The sequence below is a fragment of the Pseudoalteromonas sp. BSi20439 genome, assembly GCF_000241165.1.
GTDB lineage: Bacteria > Pseudomonadota > Gammaproteobacteria > Enterobacterales > Alteromonadaceae > Pseudoalteromonas.
Genome location: NZ_BADW01000032.1, coordinates 1 through 26016 on the forward strand (window position 1 = coordinate 1; position 26016 = coordinate 26016).

General features: G+C 38.7%; 18 protein-coding genes. 8 read left to right on the forward strand and 10 right to left on the reverse strand.

The window, feature by feature from the left end:
* Window positions 1–1313: P-loop ATPase, Sll1717 family (locus P20439_RS02705; protein WP_036932778.1), on the forward strand; the 1313-nt coding region annotated here is incomplete at its 5' end.
* A gap of 203 nt (window positions 1314–1516) precedes the next feature.
* On the opposite strand, the gene P20439_RS02710 is transcribed toward P20439_RS02705, so the two are convergent.
* Together P20439_RS02710 and P20439_RS02715 are read right to left on the reverse strand one after the other, a co-directional pair.
* Complete coding sequence (locus tag P20439_RS02710; RefSeq protein WP_008464446.1) at window positions 1517–2557, reverse strand: methionine synthase; 1041 nt, start codon at window positions 2555–2557, stop codon at window positions 1517–1519.
* Between the two features lie 31 nt (window positions 2558–2588).
* Complete coding sequence (locus P20439_RS02715; protein ID WP_008464448.1) at window positions 2589–3563, reverse strand: DUF1852 domain-containing protein; 975 nt, start codon at window positions 3561–3563, stop codon at window positions 2589–2591.
* A gap of 445 nt (window positions 3564–4008) precedes the next feature.
* Between P20439_RS02715 and P20439_RS02720 the strand changes: the two genes are divergently transcribed.
* Window positions 4009–4818, forward strand: a complete 810-nt coding sequence (locus P20439_RS02720; protein ID WP_008464449.1) for a sulfite exporter TauE/SafE family protein — start codon at window positions 4009–4011, stop codon at window positions 4816–4818.
* Between the two features lie 161 nt (window positions 4819–4979).
* On the opposite strand, the gene nhaR is transcribed toward P20439_RS02720, so the two are convergent.
* Complete coding sequence (nhaR, locus tag P20439_RS02725) at window positions 4980–5873, reverse strand: transcriptional activator NhaR (RefSeq protein WP_008464451.1); 894 nt, start codon at window positions 5871–5873, stop codon at window positions 4980–4982.
* A 109-nt stretch (window positions 5874–5982) separates the two neighbouring features.
* Here nhaR and P20439_RS02730 point away from each other — a divergent pair, with 109 nt between their 5' ends.
* The 4 genes from P20439_RS02730 to P20439_RS02745 all read left to right on the forward strand — a co-directional run bounded on the left by P20439_RS02730 (window position 5983) and on the right by P20439_RS02745 (window position 9682).
* Window positions 5983–6294 (forward strand): hypothetical protein, encoded by a 312-nt coding sequence (locus tag P20439_RS02730; RefSeq protein ID WP_008110823.1) that lies wholly within the window; start codon window positions 5983–5985, stop codon window positions 6292–6294.
* Window positions 6295–6717: 423 nt separating this feature from the next.
* Entirely contained in the window at window positions 6718–7005 is a 288-nt protein-coding gene (locus P20439_RS02735) for a helix-turn-helix domain-containing protein (protein ID WP_008464453.1), read from the forward strand.
* Complete coding sequence (locus tag P20439_RS02740) at window positions 6998–8266, forward strand: HipA domain-containing protein (RefSeq protein ID WP_008464455.1); 1269 nt, start codon at window positions 6998–7000, stop codon at window positions 8264–8266. The genes P20439_RS02735 and P20439_RS02740 overlap by 8 nt, the downstream gene beginning before the upstream one ends.
* Before the next feature lie 441 nt (window positions 8267–8707).
* Window positions 8708–9682, forward strand: a complete 975-nt coding sequence (locus P20439_RS02745; protein ID WP_008464456.1) for a carboxylesterase — start codon at window positions 8708–8710, stop codon at window positions 9680–9682.
* Window positions 9683–9849: 167 nt separating this feature from the next.
* Here P20439_RS02745 and P20439_RS02750 read toward each other — a convergent pair whose 3' ends face one another.
* From P20439_RS02750 to P20439_RS02775, 6 genes are all read right to left on the reverse strand, one after another.
* Window positions 9850–12186, reverse strand: coding sequence for a S9 family peptidase (locus P20439_RS02750; protein ID WP_008464459.1), 2337 nt, complete (start codon window positions 12184–12186; stop codon window positions 9850–9852).
* A gap of 141 nt (window positions 12187–12327) precedes the next feature.
* Entirely contained in the window at window positions 12328–13125 is a 798-nt protein-coding gene (locus tag P20439_RS02755) for a class III extradiol ring-cleavage dioxygenase (protein WP_008464460.1), read from the reverse strand.
* Between the two features lie 104 nt (window positions 13126–13229).
* Window positions 13230–14699 (reverse strand): DNA recombination protein RmuC, encoded by a 1470-nt coding sequence (gene rmuC, locus P20439_RS02760; protein WP_008464462.1) that lies wholly within the window; start codon window positions 14697–14699, stop codon window positions 13230–13232.
* Window positions 14700–15290: 591 nt separating this feature from the next.
* Window positions 15291–18437, reverse strand: coding sequence for a DEAD/DEAH box helicase (locus P20439_RS02765; RefSeq protein ID WP_036932780.1), 3147 nt, complete (start codon window positions 18435–18437; stop codon window positions 15291–15293).
* Window positions 18438–18851: 414 nt separating this feature from the next.
* Complete coding sequence (locus tag P20439_RS02770) at window positions 18852–19814, reverse strand: transcriptional regulator (protein WP_008464466.1); 963 nt, start codon at window positions 19812–19814, stop codon at window positions 18852–18854.
* A gap of 15 nt (window positions 19815–19829) precedes the next feature.
* On the reverse strand, window positions 19830–21068 hold the full coding sequence (locus P20439_RS02775; RefSeq protein WP_008464468.1) for an AAA family ATPase: 1239 nt from the start codon (window positions 21066–21068) through the stop codon (window positions 19830–19832).
* 772 nt (window positions 21069–21840) lie between these two features.
* Between P20439_RS02775 and P20439_RS02780 the strand changes: the two genes are divergently transcribed.
* Complete coding sequence (locus P20439_RS02780; RefSeq protein WP_013463357.1) at window positions 21841–23055, forward strand: hypothetical protein; 1215 nt, start codon at window positions 21841–21843, stop codon at window positions 23053–23055.
* Between the two features lie 62 nt (window positions 23056–23117).
* Here P20439_RS02780 and P20439_RS02785 read toward each other — a convergent pair whose 3' ends face one another.
* The gene (locus P20439_RS02785; RefSeq protein WP_008464472.1) at window positions 23118–23993 is read right to left on the reverse strand and encodes a DNA replication terminus site-binding protein; all 876 of its coding nucleotides are present in this window, start codon (window positions 23991–23993) and stop codon (window positions 23118–23120) included.
* A gap of 592 nt (window positions 23994–24585) precedes the next feature.
* Here P20439_RS02785 and P20439_RS02790 point away from each other — a divergent pair.
* On the forward strand, window positions 24586–25935 hold the full coding sequence (locus P20439_RS02790) for a class II 3-deoxy-7-phosphoheptulonate synthase (RefSeq protein WP_171034713.1): 1350 nt from the start codon (window positions 24586–24588) through the stop codon (window positions 25933–25935).
* Window positions 25936–26016 lie beyond the last annotated feature (81 nt).

The following is a 26016-nucleotide window of genomic DNA, read 5'->3' on the forward strand; positions in this document are numbered from 1 at the left end:
AGCGAGGGACAGGGAAAACGTTCTTGGTTAATAGGCTAGGGGGCAAACCACAGAAAGATGCACTATTAGTATCTTTAGACGATTATTCAAGTTTAAAAATGAAACCACAACCTAAAGACTTTCATGTATTTCTAATAAAAAATATCGCTGAAGAGTTATTCATTAAACTTACAACTGATAAAAAGCGCATTGTCAGAGCGAATGAAGAGCAAAAGCTACTACTGTCATACCTTTTAGATCGCTATGTTTCCAATATATCTAAAGCTAAACTAAGAAGCGATATAGAAAAAATACAAGTCAGCAAAACTAAAAGAGCAGGGAACTGGGTTTACAACAAATTTCGAGGACTTCTAAACTGGGGAGCTACTGCCACAACGACAATAGTATCCGATTTAGTATCTAAGCATTTTTCCAATCTACCACCGATTGATGAAGGAAAGGTGAAAAACTTCTTTCCGGAAATTAATATCGGAGCGAAAACAGACTTTATTGATCAGAAAGAATCTTTTGTATTCTTTGATCGACTGCTCTCTTTAATTCACTCCCTTGGCTATGTACGATTAACAGTTATTCTAGACAAATTAGACGAAGATGATAGGTTTAATAACGACGCCCAAAAAATATCTGACTTTATTGAACCTATACTGAAAGATAGTAAATTGCTCTTACACGATAATCTTCAATTGGTTATATCTGTGTGGTCCGTGCCTTATCGATTTTTAAAGGATAAGTTTCGAACTCAGAAACATGACACTCATAACATTGAATGGACGGAGGAAAAGTTGGTGCAGGTTCTCAATAGTAGACTTGAGGCATACTCAGGTGGAAAAGTCGTTAATGTTACAGATATGCTAACACAGAACGAAAACACGTTATTGGATAAAGTTGTTCCGCTCGCAAACAATAACCCCCGAGATCTCTGGCATATCATGGATTCAATATTAAGATCACAGTATGCACTGGATGAAAATTCAAAAATATCAGAAAAAGCAGTTGATGCGGGAATAGAAAGATTCGTCAGAGAGTTTAACTACTATGAGTATTACCCACGAAAAGCTAACGCTAGAGCAAATACTATGGATGTATACTCATACATTCAACACCTGCAAAAACTTGACTCCCCTAAATTCTCAAAGAGCAAACTGAATGATAAAGCACGAACTGGCGGTTCTACGGATAATTATGTTACTAACATGGAAAAAATTGGTTTGATCAAAAAAACTGGTGGAAAGACAGCTGGAGGGGGAGTTGAATATGTTATACACGACCCTAAAGTTGTTTATGCAATGAAAAAGGGCATTAAAATACATTAAATTGTACTGGCTCAGTACTTGATTTGCCAATTTAGATTTGACCTAAGTTCTCCCAGTTTAAACTGATTTTCTATCTAATGATGTTCGACCATATCACCTTTAACTTTCATTTCAACTGTAAACCCCCATGACATTTTGATTAAAAAAGCCACACTTTAACTTATGTTTAGGTGTGGCTTTTTTACAGCAGCTATAACTAAAAATTAAGCGACATTTGCTGCTAATAGTTCGTTACGTACTAACTCTGCGCCTTTGCTTAGGGCGTTGAGCTTACCGTTTGCGATGTCGCGGGGTAGGGGGGCCATGCCGCAGTTGGTGCAGGGGTAGAGTTTGTCAGCATCTACATATTTAAGCGCTTCGCGTAGGGTTTTTGCCACCTCTTCGGGTGTTTCTATAGTATTGGTGGCTACATCGATTGCGCCTACCATTATTTTTTTACCGCGCACGAGTTCTAGTAGCTCTATGGGTACATGTGAGTTTTGGCATTCGAGCGAAATAATATCAATATTCGATTTTTGCAGCTTAGGGAATACTTCTTCGTATTGTCGCCACTCGGTGCCGAGGGTTTTCTTCCAATCGGTGTTGGCTTTAATGCCGTAGCCGTAGCAAATATGCACGGCGGTTTCGCATTTTAACCCTTCTATAGCTCGCTCTAGGCAGGCTATGCCCCAGTCGTTCACCTCGTCAAAAAACACGTTAAAAGCGGGTTCATCAAATTGAATTATATCAACCCCTGCGGCTTCTAGCTCTTTGGCCTCTTGGTTGAGTATTTTAGCAAATTCCCATGCTAGTTTTTCACGGCTTTTATAATGATCGTCATACAGGGTGTCGATCATGGTCATTGGCCCAGGCAGTGCCCATTTAATTGGTTGGCTAGTTTGCTGGCGTAAAAACTTGGCGTCTTCAACAAATACCGATTTAGTACGAGACACAGGGCCAACCACTGTGGGTACGCTGGCGTCGTAACGGTCGCGAATTTTAACTGTTTTACGGTTTTCAAAATCAACGCCATTTAAGTGTTCAATAAAGGTGGTTACAAAGTGCTGACGGGTTTGCTCGCCGTCGCTGACTATATCTACGCCTGCAGTTTGTTGCTCGTGCAGGGAAATACGTAGGGCGTCGTGTTTGCCATCTACCAGCTCACTGCCTTGTAATTTCCACGGTGACCATAAGGTTTCGGGCTCAGCAAGCCATGACGGTTTTGGCAAGCTGCCTGCTGATGATGTGGGTAATAGTTTTTTCATAATAAATGCTGCCTTTAATTTTGTTGTGTGATTAAGCGATACTTGCCGAGAACTGCTGCAGCACTGACTGATAAGGCTTAATAAAATGCTGCTCGGTGAATTTGCCTTGCTCAACCGCTAATTGACCTCGTTCTGCGCGGTCATACACAATTTGCGTTAACGAATGGTCGTCATTTTTTAAATTCGGTTTATAACGACTACCTGCGGCGGCATTAGCGTTATAAATTTCTGGACGATAAATTTTTTGAAACGTTTCCATGGTGCTAATAGTGCTAATTAGTTCAAGGTTGCTGTAGTCGTTAAGTAGGTCACCAAAAAAGTAAAACGCTAACGGTGCAACGCTGTTTGGTGGCATAAAGTAGCGCACTTGTAAGCCCATTTTTTTAAAATATTGCTCTGTTAACGACGACTCATTAGGCTGATACTCTACGCCTAAAATAGGGTGTAAGTTTTCGGTTTGCTGATAGGTTTTGTTATCAGACACGCTTAAACAAATAACCGGTGGCTTTTTAAAGTGCTGTTTATAGGTATTTGAGTTTACAAAGCATTTAAACAACTTGCCGTGTAAGTCACCAAAGTTATCGGGAATACTAAATTGCGGTTTGCTTTTGTTATGTTCAAGCAATAACACGCTAAAGTCGTAGTCGCGCACATACGATGAAAAGTTATTACCCACCATGCCTTCTATTCGCTCGTTGGTTTGGCGGTCAATAATATTGGTTTTTAATACCTCAATTGACGGAAATGCCTGACCATTGCTTGCAATGTCTAAATCGACCGAAATGATCTCGAGCTCAACCGCATAACGATCCCCTTGTGGGTTATCCCAACTGGCCAGTGCATTAAAACGATTGTTGATCATTTTTAGGGTATTACGCAGGTTTTGTTGGCGGCTTTCACCCCTAGCTAAATTAGCGAAATTGGTCGTAATTCGTGTGTTATTTGATGGATGGTAGTTTTCATCCAAGTTAGTGCTTTTAATAGTAAATGTAAGATCAGTGCTCATAGCCGTATCCTTTCAATTTGAGTTGTTACTGCTTTTATCAATGACACATTACTCGCTGTTAAAACCAAACTAACGGGATAACTGTAATGGTGCTTTGCAGAGTTAATAAATTTATACGCGCTATGTAGCATGAAGAAAAACGGTATTATTTCAGGTAAAACATGAGCCAGATTCATTCTTTAACAAAGTTGAATGGATAAATTAGGCTAGTAGACGCTCCCACTCAGACAAAACCCACTTTAGAAGTCTAGATTTCTAGATGTTTTTACGGGTGTTGTAATTTATTCATACAAAACGTGAGTATTATTCAATGCTCATAAGTACTTAAAGTCCAATTTGCATAAACGGTTGTTGATATACTCGAATAAACTTAGGTGAGCTTAAGCGCTTTATTAAGCAGCTCGCCGTCGCAGAACTTTCCACAACATAAGAAGAGACAAAAGGAATGAGTGATTTAATAGTGTTAATTATATACTGCGCCATATTAGGTAGCGGTGTTGGTTTTTTAGCAGGCTTATTAGGAATAGGGGGCGGGCTGGTGATTGTGCCCATACTCAGCATGATATTACTGCACTTTAATGCTTTGCCACCTGAACAAGTAGTGGTGGTTGCCATTGCGACCTCGCTGGCCTCTATTTTATTTACCTCGACCTCGTCGGCTATTGCGCATCATAAAAATGGCAATGTACCGTGGGATATTGCACCTTGGGTTATGGCAGGCGTTGCCTTTGGTGCGCTTATTAGTGGCTTTATAGCTGCGCTGTTACCCGAGCATGTAGTGCGTTTGGTATTTGCTGTAAGCGTGGTGCTAATTGCATTAAAAATGATTTTTTCAGGTAAGAATGACTCAGCAATAGCGCGCCCGTTACCAAACAAAGGGTTACTCAGTGTTTATACGACCATAACCGGTGGCTTGTCTGCCATGATTGGCATTGGCGGCGGGGCAGTATTAGTGCCGTTACTGACGTTTTTTTCTGTTGATATGAAAAAAGCCATTGGCTGCGCCTCTGCCTCAGGCATTGTGATAGCCCTGTTTGGCTCAATGGGTTATATCAGCTCAGGCAGCCAGTTATTTAGCCTAAAAGAAGGATTTGCAGGCTTTGTGTATTTGCCCGCTTTATTGGGTATTGTATGCACCTCATGGTTTACTGCGCCACTCGGTGCTAAAGCCACCCATTATTTGCCAGTTTCAACCATAAAGAAAATATTTGCCGGCTTATTAATAATAATGGCAATCAATATGTTTACTCGATAAGAGCATTTATATGAGCCTTAAAAAGACGCGGCATAAAGCCGCTGCTACCGTATTAGCTACTAGTAGCAGCGGGTTCACCCCGCGTCGAGGTTAAATAATAGCTTTTAGCCCCCGCAACCCGCCCCCCGACGCCCGTTAACCTTAAGGCGATTAACTAAAACCTACGTCATTTGCGCGTGCTTTATAAACTCGTCATAAATACTGTCTTTAATGAGCCTGTCGGGTGTAAACGCATAATAATGCTGATAAACATTATCAATTGTACCAATGTAATTAACGTCGTAATGGCGCTCCACTTCGGCTTTTACCAAAATAGGCGCAGGGAATATGCCAAACCCTTGCTCACCTAACGACTTCATTAATGCGCTGTCGTCAACATGGCCAGCTATTGTCATTTCAATCTGTTGCTCTTGCAGCCAATAATAAATAGCACGCGCGACGGGGCTTTCTTTTGCGGGGAGCACTAAAGGCTTGTTGTCTAAAGACTGTGGAAACTGCTTATGTAACTGCGAATGCCATGTTTCGTTACCAAAAAGAGCGATTTGGCTTTTGCCTATTTCATGACAAAACGCCTTAAATGATAAAGTGGTATCGAGTGGTTTATCGGCTAACACTAAGTCGAGCTTATGAATCGCCATTTGCGCCAGCAGTTCATCTTGTTGGCCGTCAATACAGTGTAAGTTGGTAATACGGTCGTTATTAATTAAAGGCGCTAGCCACTTCGACACCAATGATTTGGGTAACACATCTGAAATACCCACCTTTAACGTTCGTGAGTATTGCGTGGTATCGCCTTGCGTAGTTTCTAACCATTCGTGAGCAATAGCAAACATATCATTGGTGTACTGCTGAGTTACATGGCCAAACTCCGTTAACTGTAGGCCTCGGCCTTGGCGAACAAACAGTGGTTTTCCTAATCGTTGCTCTAAGTTAGTAATTTGCGAGCTGACCGTTTGCGGCGTTAAATTAAGTATTTTACTCGCCGCAGCAATACTGCCGTGCTTACTTACCTGCCAAAAATAATATAAGTGGTTGTAGTTGATGTTGGTAATCATTCGAAAATACCTGTTTTAAAGTAAGAAATAATCAGCTTTTTCCTTTGCCACTAAGTTAGTAGATTACAGTCATGCCTGCAACATAGTTACTATTAAAAGGTGTAATTGCATGAAGCTAAAACTTACAGTTAAAAATAAGATAATTAACGCAAGTGAAAAGATGTCGCTTTTGAAGTTGATAAAAAGCCAATTGGCAAAACATGCTTTAAATATTCGTAAAGTAGAGATTCAAATAAATGATCTTTCGAGTGAGCGCCACGGCACTTTGCAGCAATGCAAAATTAATATTCTTTTGCCTGGGCTACCCAGTATTAATGTAAATACAAAGGGAAGAAGTATGCTGCAAGCGATAAAGCGGGCACTTAAAAGTTTGCAGCACATTCTCGTTAATAAGTATCAACCTTCGCAACCAAGCTCTTAATATCGCACTTGTAGTAGCAAGGATGCTACTCTTTTTATTTCTATTCTCGTACCAAGCTGTGTTTAACATTAAACGATTCACTTATTACCTATTGAGCAGTATTTCCTTGTTGGGTTTTGTTCGGCTATACCCAACTTACCGTAACTAAAATTCTTTGACCTTGTTCCTTTAACCTTTGACCTCAGCTGTAAACCCCTCACACAATTTTGATTAAAAAGAGAGTGAAATTTTCAATTACCTAAATTCATAGTTTATTGTGAATTTATTAGGTTCATGCCTATTAATTTACTAATTCACAAAATACTGTGAATTTATCCTTTAGTGAGTTAGCTTTCGCTATAATTCACAAAATATTGTGAATTATTAGCTTTTTTGTACTTTTTTAACTATTATTCACAAAACACTGTGAATTTTGGATTGGTTATGGAAGTCACGATAAAGTCAGCAAAACAATTAGGTAAATTGGCAAGCATTGTGAGAAAAAGCCAAAAGCTTGATCAAAAAACTGCGGGAGATTTCTCCGGTATTAGTATTAATACAGTAAGTGATTTTGAAAATGGCACAGGTTCGTTATCAATTGGCCGCGCGTTCGATTTAATGGAAGCTTTAGGCTTAGAAGTAAAAATAGACGTGGTTGTACCTCAACATGATGAAAAGGCTAAAAATAAATTACTAATGCAAATCCAGAACATGGTGGCTGAGCATGAATAATAGATCACTTGATGTTTATGCCGGCAAACAGCTCATGGGTCAATTACAAGATAGTAACGGTTTTTGGTCATTTAAATACGATCAAGATTGGCTTAACTCAGCTAATAAATTTGCAATAACTCCCAGCATTCCATTACAAGATCAAATCATTCTTGATTCTGGTACTACGCGGCCTGTGCAGCAGTTTTTTGATAATTTACTGCCAGAAGAAAATGCACGTGAGTTATTGGCAAAAGAAGTGAAAGTGGATCACGAGGATTCATTTGCTCTACTTACTGCATCCGGCATTGAGTCTGCTGGTGCTTTAACGCTATTACCAGAGCATGTCGATTTTCCAAGCCCTAGTGCAATACCGTTACCTTTTGCCGAGCTATCTAGGCGAATTAAAAACTTACCCAGAGCACCTTTAAATATCCGCCAAAGTAGCCGTATGTCACTTGCTGGCGCGCAGCATAAAATGCTAGTTATTAAGCTCGGCGATGAATTATTTGAAGGAAATGAAGGCACACCTTCAACTCATATACTTAAACCAGATCATTCTGAGCCAGACCAATATTGGCAAACGACATGCAATGAATGGTTTATGATGAAACTAGCCAAGCGCCTAGGAATAGATGTACCCAATGTAGAACTCATTTATACGCCCGAGCCGGCCTATTTAGTTGAGCGCTTTGACCGTATAGGAAGTTATCCTGATCAAGAGCGTAAGCATATTATAGATAGTTGCCAGTTATTAAGTTATAGCAGGCACTCCAAATATTCTGCATCAACGGTTGAAACATATCAAAAAATACTCAATAACGTACGGCCTAAAGCGGCAACGGCCATCAAGTTATATCAATGGGTGATTTATAATTTATTAGTCGGGAATGGGGATGCGCATTTAAAAAATATTAGCTTTTATTACGAAAACGGATCTGCGCAAATAACACCGTTTTATGATTTATTAAGCACCATTATTTATGTTTCAGAAGGTGGTAACCCTCTAGAAGAAGCCTTATCCGTTCCTATCAATGATAAAAAACGTTTTTGTGATGTTACTAAAGCAGATGTAATCGCTTTTGCAAAAGAGCTCGGTATTCCAAACTCTGCCGCAGTAAAGCAACTAAGTTATTTTGTAGATAATATAGAGAGTGAATTTAGCAACATATACCAAGAAGTTGTAAATATGCCATCTGCGGATGTACGCGCAGCGGAATTAAGAATGTTAAGACAAGTGCAGTTTTTAGTGGTTAAAGAAATGGTTGGGCGGCTGAGTTAAAACAAGGAAATGAGGATTAATAAAAGTTCCTCATGAACACAACGTTTTAGCCTGTTTCGATAAATAACTTTTCATTCAGTATGGACTTCCTATAGTTAGTGTTGGGTGCTGTTGTACTTCAAACAAAACCTTTGACCCCCCCGTTAAATTTTGATTAAAAAAGAGAGTTAAATTTCAGCCCCTAAATCCATAAAACTTAGATAAAAAAGTAACTCAAAGTCGTAACAAAGCACTAAATTTGGGTTTTGATTAATAAGCAAGTGTCTACCTAATGCCAAACAGATTTATTTACTCGAGAAAATTGAGGTGGATAGAAGATACTGTTAAGGTACTTTGAAATAATAAAAAATGCCTAACTAACGGCTAAAACCTCCTCCACCTCATAGGACGTTATCTGCTTAATTAAAGTGTTGATGTTCAAGTTTAACTAATGAAGCAAAAATGGAAAATTTCACCAAACTATTAGCAGTTACACTTTATATATTTTCTTTGTCTGGCTGTACTTCAATTGGCAGTTACGCCATGTCAAACCCCGGTATCTATCTTTCTGAAGCACAGTTTATAAAAGCAAAACCTAGCGACATTGGCTTTGAAAAACAAAAATTTTGCTCTTTTAGTACCACTCAATGCATTACATATCTGACTGCTGAACCTTATCAAGCAGCCGAATTTTCGCAAGAGAGTTCTGTTTATTACAACCTTCATGCAACTGGTAATAATGTAGAAAATACAATTTCACACAGAATGACACCAGATACATTTAATCGTTTTAAAGGCACTGCTTTATTACTTCATGGCTATGGGGGCAGTAAAGAAGCAATGATGGCCTCAGCTATCTATTTTAGAGCGATTGGTATGAACGTTATTATTCCAGATCTTTTTGGCCATGGTGAATCAACTGAAGCATTTGTATTTGCAGCAAAAGAGCACGGCATTTTAAATGAACTGCTTGCTGAATCACTTTTAAATCAAACAAATAACCAGACTGTTGTAGTCGGCCATTCTATGGGAGCACTTACTGCAAGTAACTTATTATCATCAGAATATGTTGACGCTGCTATTTTACTTACCCCAATGATGAGTTTTGACGTTGCAGCTAAGGAGTACTTACCTTATAAATCGCCTTTGCTTAGTCATTTTTTTCATAGCGAGATTGATAATATTGTTAACCAGGCAATGTTTGAGGCAGGAGTAACCATTCAAGAAACAAATTTATTGCCTAAATTAACTGAGACTAAAAAGCCTGTATTGTTAATTAACTCAGATGTTGACTCTCTATCCCCCCCGGCTTACTTTTCATCTATACAAAATGAGTTAGTAAAAAAAATAACTTTTAATGCTCGCTCTCATTCAAGTTTAATGGTGTTTGATCGTGATGATGTTATCGAAATTGAAAAATGGCTAATAACATGGTGAGCCTTCGCTATTTTAGATGACATTGAGTGTATAAGTCATTTTTTATTATTGTCGGGTTTCGTTGCACTCTATCCAACTTACGCTTTGTAAACCCCCATTACACTTTGATTAAAAAAGCCGCATACTAATAATTAGTGTGCGGCTTTAGTATTTTACTTTTAAAGCGATTACTTGGTTAGTAAGTGCTTTTCAAAAAAGTCAGCCATCATAGTATGGTAATGCAAAGTGGTGCCTTTGCCTTCGCGTAAGCTGTGTGAGCGGTTAGGGTATGAGAAAAACTCAAAATGTTTGTTATGCTTAACGAGTTCGTCAATTAAGCGTTCTGAGCCTTGGTAATGCACGTTATCATCGCCTGTGCCGTGAATAAGTAATAGCTTACCGGTTAGGTTTTTAGCAAAGGTAATCGGCGAGGTGTTATCGTAACTCTCAGGATCGGTGTTTGGGTTGCCCGCATAACGCTCTTGATAAATGGTGTCGTACAAACGAATGTCTGGCACGGGTGCTGAGGCAATGCCTACTTTAAATTTATCACCATGGCGGAACAGTAAGTTAAGGGTTGAGCTACCGCCGCCTGAATGACCCCACACGCCAACGCGGTCAGTGTCTATTACATCCCAACGTTTAGCCATAGCATCTAGGGCGTCTACTTGGTCTTGCACTGTGATAGAACCAATTTTTTTATAGATTGATTTACGCCAATCGCGGCCTTTTGGTGCACGTGTACCACGGTTATCAACCGATGCCACAATAAAGCCTTTTTGCGTTAACAGTGATTTATACAGGTAACTGTTGCCTTCCCAGCGGTCTTGCACGGTTGAGCCCCATGGTTCGCCGTATACGTAAAATACAATTGGGTATTTTTTACTTTTATCCATGTTCTCTGGGAACATAATGTAGCCGTCAAGCTCGGTGCGATCTTGCGCATTTACTTTAAAAAACTCATGGTTTGGTAAGCTTTGCTCAGCAAGCTTTTGTTTAAGCTTTGTATTTTCAACTAAGGTTTTTACATTACTATGATCGCTCACTTTAATGATCTCTTTAGTCGGTGGCGTACCAAATTTTGAGTAAGTATGCATTGCCCATGAGGCATCTTTTGACATGTAGTAGCTGTTTGATCCCTCAAACTCAGCAGGTGTTACCCGTACCGGTTTGCTGCTGCCATCAAGCGGTGTGCTGTATAAATAACGCTGACCAGGATCGTTTGGCGAGGCAATAAAATACATCACGTTTTTATCTTCATTGATGCTCAGCATATCAATAATGTCGTAATCGCCAGGGGTTAGGTCGATAATAGTCTTGCCATCGCGCGATACACGATAAAGATGACGCCAACCGTCGCGTTCGCTATGCCAAATAAAAAACTCGCCGTCTTTTGACCAGTTGGCTTTATAAAACCATTCTATAAACGCATCGTCTTTGTCTTCTAAAATTTTAGTCAGTTGCTGCTTTTGCCAATCAAACAACCACACTTTGTTATGGCTTTGTGGGCGATTTAAATCTTGAATCATTAATTCATTACCAGTGCCTGCCCAGCTAATACGCGGAATGTAACGGTCGCGGTTATCGCCTTCAAGCTCAGCCCAACGGGTTTGTTTATCATCAAGGCTTACCACACCAACACGCACGGCAGAGTTGGTTTCACCCGCTTTAGGATAAGGGAATTCTTTAAGGGTAGGGTACAGTTCGTCAGTGTTGTTGATCATAGTGAAAAATTTAACGTCACTGGTATCAAGCTGCCAATAGGCGATTGATTTGTTGTCGGGGCTCCAACGAAAACCATCGGCAATAGTAAACTCTTCTTCGTATACCCAATCAAAATTACCGTTAACTATGGTGGCGCTACCATCGGTTGTAAGCGCGGTTACATCGTTACTACCAACCGCTTGCATATAAATATTGTTATCGCGTACGTAAGCTACTTTTGAGCTATCTGGCGAGAACTTAGCAAACATTAACTTAGTTGGCTCAACATCCAAGCCACCTAATTGCTGTAACTGGTTAGTCTCAAGGTTAAGTAACCAAAAATCCCCGCGGCTGCGAGAGCGCCAAACTTGCTTACTGTTGGTAAATACCATCAGCCATTTACCGTCTTTTGACCACTGATAGCTTTCGATTGCAAATGGCTCGTCTGCGCCCTCTGGCAGTAGCTTTTCAAACTCAACCAGTACTTTACGGCCTGTGCCGTCAGCATTGTAAAATACAATGTCGTTGCCTTTTACGCCGTGCTCTTTTTCGTCATCGGCGTTGTTATCGTCTGCTTTTTCTTTTTCGCTTTCGCGCTCTTCAAGCACAGTGTAGCCGGTACCATCGTCTAGCCACTTAAAGTAAGTGCTTCGCTGGGTTTTAAACTCTTTATCTTTATAAATTTGCGCTAGGCTTAATGGATTATTCACGGTACTCATCGCTGCATTATTGTTGGTTGTTATGCTGGTACTTGAACATGCTTGCAAGCCTAAGCCTGCAACAATGGCCAGTGCCAAGCCCGATGTTTTGATCAGATTCATTGTTATTGTTCCTAGTCTTCGGTTAGAGCGCATTCTAAATTAAGGCGCTTATTACATTTACTGTAACAAAATAGCACGCTAAATATCAGCACCTTTATCGAAGCTAAGAACGATTTAAACCCAAACCTAATAGCAGTTGTGTTATCGCCACAAATACATACTGGCTCGCTTATTGGCAATATTTAATTCAAATACCTCAGTACTTGAACACATAGCAGCGCCATAGCATACATGTAGCGGTAACAAGTGCTCTTCTCTGGGGTGATTAAAGCGTGCAGCTGGAGCTTGCTGCCATGCTAATAATTGCTGTTCACGCTGTTGCTCGGTTAATGTTTGATCTGCGATTGTGCTTACCAACCAATTTTCAAATGCCTGATTTTGCTGGTTAACATCGTTTGACTGAGTAACACCAAAAGCGCGCATATTATGGAAGGTAAAGCCTGAGCCTATAATTAATAAGTTATCGTAATCAATACTTTGCAACGCTTTACCAATTTCAACATGCAACAGCGGATCAAGGCTTGGGTGCAAGGATATTTGCACACAGGGAATATCGGCCTCTGGATACATAATTTTTAACGGTACAAACATACCGTGATCAAAACCACGCTGTGGATCGAGTTTTGAGTCAATATTATGTGTTGCGAGCGCTTGTTGTACTAAATTAGCAAGTTGCGGCTGGCCAGTACAAGGGTAAGTTAATTGGTACGCCTGCTCAGGAAAACCATAGTAATCGTAAATAAGCGGCGGTGAAGAGTGCGCCGTTATACTAATTGGTTGAGCTTCCCAATGCGCGCTGACCATTAAAATAGCAGAAGGCTTTGGGATTGTAGCGGCAACCTGTTCTAAACAGGCTCGCATTTCTGCATGGTTGACATCACCTAGTAATGGCATTGGGCCGCCACCATGAGAAATGAAAAAAACAGTTGGGCGTTGCATGTGGTTAATCCTAAAGGACAGATATTATTATAGTGCCTGCGCAGTTAGTAAATAACTAGCCACATAAACGCACAACCTTAGTGCGCAAATATTATATGTGGTGTTTATTCATCAAGCTCTAAGTGAGCGCGTTCAACGCTTTCTTGAGGTAACTCTTTTTGCACCGATACACCAAGCTCCTTAAATTCTGAGGCTTGTTTAATTAAGTTACCTTTACCACGGTATAACTGAGAAAATGCTTTATCGTAAGTTTCTTTGGCTTTATCAAGCTGTTTACCCACGCCTTCCATACTGGTTAAAAAGCCGTTGAGTTTACTGTAAAAACGCTCAGCACGATTAGCCAGCTCTTTTGAGTATTTAGTTTGCTCTTCAAAGCGCCATAACTGTTTAACAATATTTAAACTGGTTAGCAGGGTAGTAGGGGTAGCAACCAAAATGTTTTTTTCTATTGCTTGCTGGTAAATGTCGCTTTGGTATTTAAGTGCTTCTACAAAGGCGGATTCTATGGGTACAAACATAATAACAACCTCAGGCGAGTTTATCCCTGGTAGGCGATCATACGATTTACTGGCCAGCTCATTTATACGGGCAGTTACGGCATTTACATGCTCTTTAATCGCTTGTTGAGACTCAAGCTCTGTTTCGGCATTTACATAACGGGTATAGGCATTTAACGATGTTTTAGCATCAATCACTAAGTGTCGACCTTGAGGTAAATACACCACAACATCAGGGCGCAAACGGCCGTCTTCGGTATTAAACGACACTTCTCGCTTGTAATCGGTGCCAGCGCGCAGGCCTGCGCTATCAAGCACGTTTTCAAGCATTAACTCGCCCCAATTACCTTGGGTTTTCTTTTGCCCTTGTAAGGCATTGCTTAGCTTATCGGCCTGCTCGGTAATTGCTTGGCTTTTGGCTTGTAAATGCAGCAGCTCAGTTTTAAGTGCAGCACGTTGTTTTAAATCTTCAACGTGAATAGACTCCATTTTATCTCTAAAGCCTTTTAGCTCACCTTGAACCGGCTTAAGTAACTGCTCTATGCTTTCTTGATTGAGGGTTTTAAATTTTTGCGACTTTTCTTCTAATATTTGGTTAGCTAAATTTTCAAATTCTTTTTTAAGCGTTTCTTTACTTTGCTCTATATGGGCGAGTTGTTCACTAAAATGTTGCTGCTTTTGCTCAAGGGTAGTGCGTATATTATTAAGCTCTACATCGCGCAGATTGTATTGCTCGCGCAGGGCGGTTAGCTCGGCTTCGGCTTTACGCCAATATTGATTATAAAGTTGGCTTTGCTTTTCTTGCTCAGTTAAACGGGTTTTAAAATGCTGAGACTGATCCCGCTGCTCTTGATGTGTAAGTCCTAATAAATCGTGCTCTTCAACCAACGCGGCATATTGGCTTTGTGTTTGCTCATGCTGGCTTTGTAATAACATTAACTGTTGTTGTTGCTCATTTACTTGGCGCTTTATTTTTTTGCTTAATTGCATTGATACAACACCACAAATAGCCATGCCTGTTATAGCGCCAGCACTTACACTTAACCAATCTAAATGGGATAAAAACGAAGTAAACATAAAATAAACTTTTAAAATTTAGTGACATGCCATCATAACGAATAACGCTCTTTAGCAGTAGGGGTAACGCACTAAATTAAGCGCATAAAAAAAGCCAGCTATTAAAGCTGGCTCAATATTACTTAATCAGTAATCAAACAGGGAAATCAACATGAAACTTGTATAACAACACATCACTACAAGCATAATAGTAGACGCGTCCTGATTAAATTAGTTCAAAATAATTTTTTAAAAAGTTGAATTTAGAGCATAAAAAAAGCCAGCTAATAAAGCTGGCTCAATATTACTAAATTAGTAATCAAACAGGGAAATCAACATGAAACTTGTATAACAACATATCAACTACAAGCATATTAATAGACCCAGCTATTATTGATTAGTTCAAAATAAATTTAATAAAAAAATAAATATTTTTAAAAGCAAAAAAAAGCCAGCACATAACTGGCTGGCTTAATCATTACTATGTCTAGTAACTACTATATGGGATATCAACATGAAAGCTTGGAGAAACTGCAATTTAACCAAGCTGTATTAATAGACGCCCACAATTTAAATAAGTTCAAAAACTCGTCATGATTTTTTAAAATTATTTTAGCTTTTAATTAAAGACAACATTTGTTGTTCGTCAAACTGGGTAAAACTCATTGATTTTTCAGTAAATAATGCATCTACAAGCGCTTGTTTATCTTGCTGCATTTGAAACACCTTTTGTTCAATAGAGTTAGCCATAATCAATTTATACACAAATACCGGATTAGTTTGGCCAATACGATAAGCACGATCGGTCGCTTGCTTTTCAACAGCTGGATTCCACCAAGGATCAAAATGAATAACGGTATCGGCTTGGGTTAAATTAAGCCCTGTGCCACCTGCTTTTAAGCTAATTAAAAATACCGAAGTAGTGCCACTGGTGAATTCGTCTATCACTTTATCGCGATGGCGCGTTTGCCCAGTTAACATGCTAAATTTAATGTTAAGTGTATTCAAACGCTCGGCAATTAAATCAAGAGCAGAGGTGAACTGGCTGAATATAATCACCTTACGGCCAAGGCTGAGCATTAAAGGTAAATGGCTTGATAACCATTCTAACTTAGCACTAGCAGCGTCGGTTTCTGGCTCAATAAGTTTAGGATGACAACAAATTTGGCGAAGTTTTAATAGTGCCTCTAGAAAGGCGAGTTTACTTTTTTGCACGCCTTGCTCGGCAAATAAATCAATGAGTTTTTCTTCAAGCGCATGTGTTATGCCTTGGTACATGTCTTTTTGTTTAGGCTCAAACTCAAACTCTTTAACAAGCTCCGTTTTTTGCGGCAGTTCTTGAGCTACTTGGGCTTTAGTCCGGCGCAAAATAAACGGCATAATTAACGCTTTTAACTGCTCTGCACGCTCAATGTTACTTTCGCGCTCAATAGGACCTTGAAAGTGCTGCTTAAAGTGCGCCTGGGAACCTAATAGCGAAGGCATAGCAAAATCGAGTAACGACTTTAATTCAAATAAATTGTTCTCAATTGGGGTACCGCTTAAGCAAAGCTTAAAATCGGCATTCAAACGTTTAACTAACCGCGATACCTGTGCCGTATCATTTTTAATATACTGCGCTTCATCAAGAATAATGTTTTCAAAATACAGTGGCGAATAATAAGCAATGTCACGTTTTAATAACGGATAGGTGGTTAAAATACACTGCGCTTGTGCCAAATGCTGCAACGAATCATTTCGGTGTGCACCAAAAATAGTGGTCACTTTTAAGCTTTTTGCGAACTTGGTAATTTCGTTTTGCCAATTACTCACTAAACTTGTAGGGCACACAATAAGCGTAGGGCCAGCCTGCGGAGTATTATAAGAACTGGCTAAATAAGCAATCACCTGCAAAGTTTTACCCAAGCCCATATCGTCCGCTAAAATACCACCTAGCTGATTACGCTTTAAAAAGTTAAGCCAAGCTACGCCTTCTTGTTGGTATTCTCTAAGCACCACAGAATCGTGTAAGCCATGAATGGCGATATTGGGCGATAACAGCGCGTCATTGCTTAGCTCATCAAGGTAGCGCTCTAATGACGGATCATGTAGCTCAACATTAATGGCTGTGTGCTTAACTAACTCAGGTAAGTATGAAAGTGGAATATTAAATTCGTCGCGCGTTTTAATAAACTCAAATCGCAATTTAAACTCAATTAATAAATTAAACGCAGCCTTATCTATAACTCCAAATTGACGGCCAACAGGATAGTAATAAAACAATTCGCTTTGACGATTTAACGATTCAAACAGTTTATTATTTACATTAAATAAAGTGGCCACTTTGGTATCGTTAAGCACAACTTTGCAATGCATTTGATGCCCAGCAGCTCTGTTTACATGCAAGGAAATTTGGTTTTTAGTATCGGCAATATTTATTTTGCTCATTGATACTTGCCAACCACGTTGCTTAAAGCTTGGTAACACCTCATGCGCTAACCAGTGTAAATGAATAGCTGATTCCTGACTAAAAATAAACTCGCTGTGTAAACCCCCTTTACAAAAATCAAAGCCTAAGTTGACCAGCTCGTTGGTAACGGTGTTTTCAAATGCACTGTTTATTAGTTTTTCAGGCGCTGTACCTGCTAAGTAGTTTTTATTTTTATACTTAAACGATAACGAAATAGCCATTACTGAGCCCGACATGCTGACTTTAAGTACGGCATTACTCAACGACTTAACAGGTATGCTTGGTGCATTAGTAGGATGGGGAATAACACCGGCACCAAAATTATCAGCAAGCTGCTTATAAATTCGATCAAAGTTTGTATCGTGAAGTGCAGGTATTGTTTGTAAATGAGCAATTTCGTCTGCACTGAGCGGCGTGCGAATGCGGCCTAGCTTGTATTTATCTAAATCTAAGTAGATGGGCGGCGTAGTTTTAATTAACGCCCAATTAGGAATTTGATCAAGATGAATTTTTAACTGGGTGACTTCTTTTTGTTTTTCCCAAACAAAATTTAGGGGTAAGCCAGGTTGCGCTTTTATAGGTACTCGCGAACGCTGTAAAAATAATCGTTCTGTAGCTAGTAATTGCTGCAGCGCGTTAAAGCCCCATTGACCTTTGAGTTCAATATTACCGACCGCATTTTGCGAGCGGATCCAGCTATATAATCTAAAATCACTTTCTAGCAGGTCGCTAGGGGTTACAAAACTATTAAGCTGTTGCTCAGTTAAATTGCGACCTAATGCATAATTATTATTTTTATCGTAGTTGGCAATTTTAGGCGTTAAAAATACTTTATCGTTTTCAATATCTAATACAAACAGTAACACTTGTGATGGATGAGCTTGATCGGTGTTTTTAAGCGAGCTAAGTTCGCTAAACCAGTCATTAATAAAATAGTCTTCGCCGTATTCACCTGAGTGTTCAATTTTAAGTTTTAACAAAATTGCAGCCAAATGGCGGCATTTAGTTTTAACATTACAAGTACAGTGTGTGTCGACTGAATAGCCAGTTGGTAATTTACTGATCTCAATACGTTGGTTGAACGCGATTCCTTTATCACCTTGCACCGTAGAGTCAACCACAGAAAAATCTGCATTATGTTCTAACCAACTTATTTGGCCGTTTTTATAATACGACTTACCTTTTGCTAACACCGCGGGTTTAAACAATTTTTTTATGAATCGCTCAGAAAGAGGAAACTGGGTAGCCTGCTCATTTTTAATTTCTTCAAAAATAGCCATTAAATCATTTTTTGATAAGTTAGCAGACATGTCACTCAAAGTATTAAAATTTAAAAACAATTTTTCCAGTATATGCCTTATCAACGCTGAGCTAAAGCAATATTATTTTTAAAATAAACTGGTTGGATCTGATTGGTTAGTAAAAAATTGGTTTATAAGGATTGTTTAATTTTGCTCACTAAAAAAACACGTTTAAATTACAAAATAAAAACAATAAATTAACTTAACAGGGAGGTTTTGCTAGGAGTAGATCAGGTTTTTACTAACAAGGTAGCAATTTAATCAAATAGAGCAGGTTTAGTTAGTAAAAATACGATCCTTAGTAGTTTATCGGGCTTTTTTTGCTTTTTATCACCACGGAAGATCAGATTTTTACTAACTAATTAAGAGGGCTAGATCACTATTTAACTAACCTACCCCCTTTACAGATCACGATATTACTAACTAATTAAAAGCACTTAATAGTTTAGTCAGTTGTTCTAAGCGCTTGTCTGTCATCACTTTATTATTAATTTTTATTGAAACGTCACCACTTTTAAGGTTACGTTGCACACTAATAAAGTCGTTTTCAAGCACAGCCTCTCGCTTTAATGCTGTTTTAGGCTCTGCGGTTAATAGTTTAGTGATCAGCATAGCGCGCTTGTCGTCGGCTTCTAAGGCATTAACTTCATCATTGCTTGCAAGTGCTACAACTAACTCGTTAAATGCAACCTCGTCTCGCTCCTTTGCGTTAATCAGCTTTTTAGCGACTTCTCTACCAACATGATTAGCTGTTGGGTAAAGGGCTATAACATCTGCAGATATTTGCTCATACGCTTTTATCGCATCAGCAATCGCTGTATGCGATACCCCTTCAATAACAGCAATTTCACGGTACGAGCCTTTTTTGCCTTGTTGAATAAGATCGTTTTTAGTTTGCTGATACGCTTGACCCAACTCCCAAAGACTAGGGGCAATGTATTGATCTGATGAAACTGCAAGTACTTTGGCATCTTGCTCGCTAAAGTCACTAGAACTCAATACGAGGTAGTCTGCGCCACCTAAAATACAGGCTTTACGACGTCTAGAACCAGCTAATACAAGGCTCATATCACCTTGCTCCCACAATAGAGCAGGGTGCTGATTACGGCCATCTTCTTTAATAGCAGGAAGAATATCTGCGACTGACTTTTCGTTTAAAAGCGCTTGTACGCGACGATTTTTACCATAAACCTGAGTTGAGTTTTCAATCTCGTTATGTGCTATCACTTTACAAACAAGCGTAATTTCCCGATTAGGATCACTAGGAGCAGGCATACGAATAACATCGCCTGCATTGGCTTGCTCTAAAAGAGCATCTAAGCTGCTACTGCCAACAGCGGTTGCAAAGGGATCTAAGCGGGTGTCATTTTTACGTTTTTTAGCCATTTTTAGTCAACATCCTTACTTAGGCGTATTTAATTTAGATTGAGTGGATTGCCAATTAGAACGAATTAGCATTTCGAGTTCATCCACTACATCTTTGATATTTTCTTGTGCGCGCATTAATGACTCTCTACTTGCTAAGCTGTCAGATGCTTTTTGGTCAAAGATAGTATTGAACGACGATGAACTGGCGGTAATTGCTGAACTATGATTAATAGGATAGCTCATTACTTGGCGACCAAAAGCACTACGCACATCTTTAACTATGTCGCGTTGTGAGTGATTGCCTTTCACATAATTAGTAACTAAAAATTGCATGAAATCCCAACCATCATGGCCAAGAGCGGCAACGGTATGATAAATCTCACCTAAGCGTTTTAAATATTTGTTATTTGCATCAAAGTCTACCGCTTCAGGGTGAACCGGAATTAGCATCGCCGTTGAAGCCATTAATGCATTGTAAAACATAAAGTTAAGCGTTGGCGCTGTATCAATTAAAAGAATGTCAAACTCATCTTTTACCGGATTTATTACTCGTTCTAGTAGTTTGTGGTAATGGCGTGTTTGCTCATAATTGGAGGTGTCTTTGAGTAATGTTGCTGTTTCGTGCTCAAAATAAAAGTCATCCATACCTGATGGTAAAACACGAATATTAGGAATATGTGTTGGTAAAAAAGAGTTAGACACAAATTCAGGCCATGTTTCACCTTCATCAAGGTCAATGCAATCACGCATCAAATCACCAACGGTAATTGGATCGGGCTCTGAAGATGGGAAAAAGCTTGATGATGACCCTTGAGGATCTAAATCAATTATACCGATACGGTAACGTTTAATGTTAGTGGTAGCGAGTGCAGCAGCAATGTTAACCATGCTTGTTGTTTTACCACAACCACCTTTTAATGAATTAATAACAATAACTTGGAGTTTGTCTGTTGATGCGCGGTGATCAGGCTGTATGTCCATAATATCAGCCATAGCAAAAATATTAACTAAGGTGTAGGCATAGTGGCCGTTTGCACCGCGTTTTATATTTAAATCGTCAAAGTCACCATTGTCATGGCGTCTTTTTAAGGTACGATTATTACAGCCAAGTAAATCAGCTGCTGCTTTTTGGGTGTAAGTTCTTAATTCTTTTTCTTCAGATTTAAGATGGGCGCGATAATGTTGGATACGTCCTTCTAGTGATTTTTCAGCAACTTCTGCGGTTGCTTTCAAAAGTCGATAAGTATCTAGCGCGTTTTTATTGATAGACATACTTTATTCCTCAAAGTTAGGTGTTTAGTATAATGTCCATTCAATTAGCTGTAAACAACTATTTAAGGCGACATGCATTTTAAATACATGACATATAAAATAATTTTTACACCTTTAAGATTGCTTAGTATAAATAAAGAAGTTTAAGTATGGTTAAATATATAAGGTATTAAAGACTAAGGGTGTAAAATACATATATAACGTAATGATTTATATAAATAATATTAAAAATAGTGGATCAGCATTGTACGTGGTTAAGATCAGATCCTTATCTACTTGCAGATCAGCTTTTTACTAAGCGAATATTTACAATCTAAGTTACGCACAGGTTAAGCACTGAGTTACTCACAAATACCTACCAGTAGATCATATTTTTACTAAGTAAATTATAAAGTTATGCACTAAGCAATAGTGATAATGCATGATTTAATTAGTATAGATCTGATCTGTAGTAAGTACAGATCAGATCTATGCTAACTCGAACTAAGCTTATCCACAGGGGGTTAAGATTTTTATATAATTTGTCGTGTAAAATATAAAAAAAACACTTTGTAATGGACAAAATTATTATTTAGTTAGTAAAAATTTGGCTTATCAACACTCAGTTAGTAAAAATGTGATCTGAAAACGCTTGTCTTAAGTTTTCCTTAGTAAAATACTGATCTGAGCATTTTATTTGAAGTCAGATCACTTTTATACTAACTTAAACATTTAACTTTTGTGGCTTTATGTGTTGTTATTAGCTGTCACAATAAAAACGGAAATAAAAACCATGAGCCGAAAGGTCAACATCTCGGTAGATAACTTGCCCGATACACTTAGGGGCCAAATTCACGGGGTGGAAAGTGCGATCGATAACGAAAGCCTAGCACTATTTACAGATAATAAAGATGTGCGAATTTCGATAGAAAATGCAGCCCATGGGTTACGCGCTTACTCTAACACATTTAACCATTATGATCTGTGGGGACGTTTTGTTCGCTCAGGCCACAAAAAACTGCCACTTGAAGAAGCCCCTAAAAAAACCATCATTACGCGTAAGATATCTGAAAAAGTAGATGGTATTTTATATGATGGCGAAATAAAAATAACACCGGCTGTGGTCAGTACTCGTAAAGATGGCGAAGATGTAGAATATTTAGTGTGGCCATCAGATAGAGAAGAAAAAGTAGAGCGCGCATTAATTCGCCTAGCTTCAAAAGGTAAAATTGTAAAAATTAATTTTAAGTCCGGTATTCAATATGCCGTTGTGTTTTCTATGAACGAATTAGCACAAGAGCTTAAAGCGGTTGGCCAATCTATGCCATATCCGCAAATTAAAGAGTCGCTTGAAGCATTGCAAGGTTCTAAACTTTCTTTTAAATATTCTGCAACGGATACTAAAAATTCTGATATTGATGATTCGTTTTACGAGTCTAATATGAACTTTTTATCGTCTTTGCACTTTAGTGGTAAGAAAGGCCAAGGCGGAAACGTAAAATGTGTAGCGTGTTTAAATGCATTTGTACACAACATGATTGATAACCTTGAATACAAAGGTTATTACTTTAACAGTGCACAAGAATTAAAACGTGGATTATCGCGTTGGATGATGCTGCGTTTATATCATTTATGGCGTTATGCAGCACCAGGAAAAACATACCATTTTAGATTACTTTCTATTATGGAAAAATATGGCTCTATTTACTCAACGGATGATATTACCGAAAATAAATTAAAAGCACTGCGTCGTGATATGACAACCACGATGAAAGATTTAATTGAAAAAGGAGCAATATCTGAATACAGCATTACCAATGTTAAAGATGATAAAACCGGCAACATAGTCGATTACACTTATGAAATGCATCCGTCTGATCAATTTTGTGATGAGATATTGGCATTAAATAAACACAATAAGCGTATTGAAATACAAGGCGGTAAACGCATTGTTGAAAATGCGGTATTGATTGATGAAGATAAGCTGGAAGAAATTGTAGAAAAGTAATTCTATTTATTTTTACCAACAAATATATTAAAGGCCACATTATGTGGCCTTTTTAACATAATTTATTTAGTTACTTGTTCTAAATATAATCGGTCCACTAGAAAATCATATTCGCGTTTTCGGGGATGCGATAAGGGTTTTTGGTAACTCGGTAGTTCGCCAAATTTTACGTCGGGCTGTGGGTTAATTAGTATAAAAGGTAAAGCAGCACTAACATGATAGCGATTTTGTGCAGTGTACCTCACATTAACTTGAGGACTAACTCGAGTAGGGCGCCTAATTCGCAATTTTTCTTTTTCACCCAAACTGGCTACTCGAACCTGTTCTTGTGCAACAAGTGACTGCCATTTTTGCTGATCAATCATTCGCGGGTTTTTATAGCCTGCCGATTTTTCTAACATTTCAAGCGCCATTTTTTTTGTAAGTGTTTTGGTTGCGTGTTTATGCATCCAAGTAAAGCGAACAGAAAAAGGGGATTCAATTTCACTATGAATTTTACGATACGCCGCAAGCGTTATTAAATTTGGCATTGCATTATGCACCGCTTCAAATCGCGCGTCGTTATTATCTATTGCTAAAATACAATTTTTAAAAGCTGCTTTTGCACTATTTACCTGTGCTATGCGATCAATAATGGCTTGTTTATTCGCCTCTTTTATCACTAGCAAACCAGGGTGTCGCTTTAATACTCGGCTGCTTAGCCCTGGCTTTTTATACATATCTGAGAAAGCATTTAAAATTGCCTTATGTGCCAATTCCCCTGTTATTTTTGAAACACTTATAGACTCAGGGATTATATTTTCTTCAGTACTACTAATCTCAGGTAATTGAAAATACTCTGCTTTAGCAAAGCCAACCTCTTTAAGCTCATCAATTAAGCTAAGTGTTAACTCATTGAGTAAATCAAACTGACTTCTTATTTGTACCTTTGTAACCATTAGCTACCTATCTAGAACACATCTTACTGAGTCACTATTTTCGCAAACAACCTTTTCTTTTGATAGTTATTTCTTTAATTAATATGCTATTGCTAAGATTTATAATATTTTAAATTAAGTATGATGTGTTCTCAATTGGTTCTTAAAGTACTTTTGCTTCACATATTTTGAAGGAAATAATAGAAGGGGTGAGTTAAGGCACTGAGCTTTGTAGGAAGCGTTAGCATAAATATTTAAAAGCGCATAATTGAGTAGTATTCTTTTTTAAAACCACCCGTAAAGTTAAGATTACATTAGTGCAAATTAAGTATGATGTGTTCCTGATGCTATCTGTATCACCATCGCTTAGCTGTTAAGCTTCTACTCAAGCCATTATAATGCACACTCTACCTACTTAGATTATTGTTTTTAAATGTTTATTTATTTTTGCTTTATAAACTTGCTCATCAAAAGTAACTCAAAATAGGCTCTTAAATCTTATTAAAATTTACCTAATAACTAAATAATTGGTAAATAGTGTATTTAGTCCTTGAACAAAGCACACTGCATACGTTAATTTCATTACATCAGGTAATAGGAATGAGGAATGAACATGCAATCGTGGAACCCAAATAGCTGGAGAGAACTGCCAATACTGCAGCAACCACAGTACCCAGATCAAAACGTATTAAAGTCGGTAGAAAGCCAGTTGAAAAGTGCACCGCCTTTAGTATTTGCCGAAGAAACAAGAAGTTTATTTAAACAACTTGAAGACGTATGCGAAGGCCGTGCCTTTTTACTTCAAGGTGGAGATTGTGCAGAATCGTTTAGCGACTTTAATGCCGCTAATATTCGCGATACATTTAAAACCATCTTACAAATGGCTGTAGTATTAACCTATGGTGGAAAGTGCCCGGTTGTTAAAATTGCACGTATGGCAGGTCAATACGCTAAGCCACGTTCAGCCGATTTAGAAACAATAGACGGCGTTTCGTTGCCATCTTACCGTGGTGATATAGTAAATAACTTTGAGTTTACTGAAGAAGCACGTATTCCAGACCCTCAACGTTTAATGACTGCATATCATCACAGTGCGGCAACGCTAAATTTGCTACGCGCTTTTGCACAAGGTGGACTTGCCGACTTACATCAAGTTAACCGTTGGAACATGGGCTTTGTTGCTGCTAATCCACAAAAAGCAAAATACCAACAACTTGCAGACAAAATTCAAGACGCGTTAGAATTTATGGAAGTGTGTGGTATTAATTCAACTATAGCGCCAAGCTTAAAAGAAACTGATTTATACACGTCACACGAAGCGTTATTACTAGGCTACGAAGAAGCATTAACACGTAGAGACCATTTATCAGGTGACTGGTACGATTGTTCAGCACACTTTGTTTGGATTGGTGAACGTACTCGCCAGCTAGACCATGCTCATATTGAATTTTTTAAAGGTATTAAAAACCCAATTGGCGTTAAAGTTGGACCAGGTATGGATCCAGACGAGCTTATCCGTTTAATCGATGCGCTTAACCCGGATAATATCCCAGGCCGATTAACACTTATCACGCGCATGGGTGCGGATGTATTACCAGAGAAGTTACCTGCGCTGGTGCGTAAAGTACAGCAAGAAGGTCGCAAAGTAATTTGGAGCTCAGATCCAATGCATGGCAATACTGAAAAAGCCAGCTCAGGTTACAAAACGCGTAGCTTTGATAATATCATGCGCGAAATTAGCCAATTCTTTGCTGTTCATAAAGCAGAGGGTTCTTACGCAGGCGGTGTTCATTTAGAAATGACCGGCCAACATGTAACAGAGTGTACTGGCGGTGCATACGGTTTATCTGACGATGACCTTGCTCAGCGCTACAAAACACAATGTGACCCACGCTTAAATGCTGATCAAGTATTAGAGCTTGGATTTTTAGTAGCTGATTTACTAAAAGATGCGCGTAAATAATACCCGTTCATAAATACCAAAAGCCGCTTTTATTTAGCGGCTTTTTTGTGTATTAACTGTAATTACGCGCTTAAATCACAC

Excerpts from the sequence above, each read along its gene's own strand:
- nhaR (WP_008464451.1), bottom strand. The coding sequence starts at position 5,873 with ATGATTACCAACATCAACTACAACCACTTATATTATTTTTGGCAGGTA.
- P20439_RS02775 (WP_008464468.1), bottom strand. The coding sequence starts at position 21,068 with ATGTCTATCAATAAAAACGCGCTAGATACTTATCGACTTTTGAAAGCA.
- P20439_RS02785 (WP_008464472.1), bottom strand. The coding sequence starts at position 23,993 with ATGGTTACAAAGGTACAAATAAGAAGTCAGTTTGATTTACTCAATGAG.
- P20439_RS02765 (WP_036932780.1), bottom strand. The coding sequence starts at position 18,437 with ATGTCTGCTAACTTATCAAAAAATGATTTAATGGCTATTTTTGAAGAA.
- P20439_RS02750 (WP_008464459.1), bottom strand. The coding sequence starts at position 12,186 with ATGAATCTGATCAAAACATCGGGCTTGGCACTGGCCATTGTTGCAGGC.
- P20439_RS02755 (WP_008464460.1), bottom strand. The coding sequence starts at position 13,125 with ATGCAACGCCCAACTGTTTTTTTCATTTCTCATGGTGGCGGCCCAATG.
- P20439_RS02770 (WP_008464466.1), bottom strand. The coding sequence starts at position 19,814 with ATGGCTAAAAAACGTAAAAATGACACCCGCTTAGATCCCTTTGCAACC.
- P20439_RS02780 (WP_013463357.1), top strand. The coding sequence starts at position 21,841 with ATGAGCCGAAAGGTCAACATCTCGGTAGATAACTTGCCCGATACACTT.
- P20439_RS02740 (WP_008464455.1), top strand. The coding sequence starts at position 6,998 with ATGAATAATAGATCACTTGATGTTTATGCCGGCAAACAGCTCATGGGT.
- P20439_RS02735 (WP_008464453.1), top strand. The coding sequence starts at position 6,718 with ATGGAAGTCACGATAAAGTCAGCAAAACAATTAGGTAAATTGGCAAGC.
- P20439_RS02745 (WP_008464456.1), top strand. The coding sequence starts at position 8,708 with ATGGAAAATTTCACCAAACTATTAGCAGTTACACTTTATATATTTTCT.
- P20439_RS02710 (WP_008464446.1), bottom strand. The coding sequence starts at position 2,557 with ATGAAAAAACTATTACCCACATCATCAGCAGGCAGCTTGCCAAAACCG.
- P20439_RS02730 (WP_008110823.1), top strand. The coding sequence starts at position 5,983 with ATGAAGCTAAAACTTACAGTTAAAAATAAGATAATTAACGCAAGTGAA.
- P20439_RS02720 (WP_008464449.1), top strand. The coding sequence starts at position 4,009 with ATGAGTGATTTAATAGTGTTAATTATATACTGCGCCATATTAGGTAGC.
- P20439_RS02715 (WP_008464448.1), bottom strand. The coding sequence starts at position 3,563 with ATGAGCACTGATCTTACATTTACTATTAAAAGCACTAACTTGGATGAA.
- rmuC (WP_008464462.1), bottom strand. The coding sequence starts at position 14,699 with ATGTTTACTTCGTTTTTATCCCATTTAGATTGGTTAAGTGTAAGTGCT.
- P20439_RS02790 (WP_171034713.1), top strand. The coding sequence starts at position 24,586 with ATGCAATCGTGGAACCCAAATAGCTGGAGAGAACTGCCAATACTGCAG.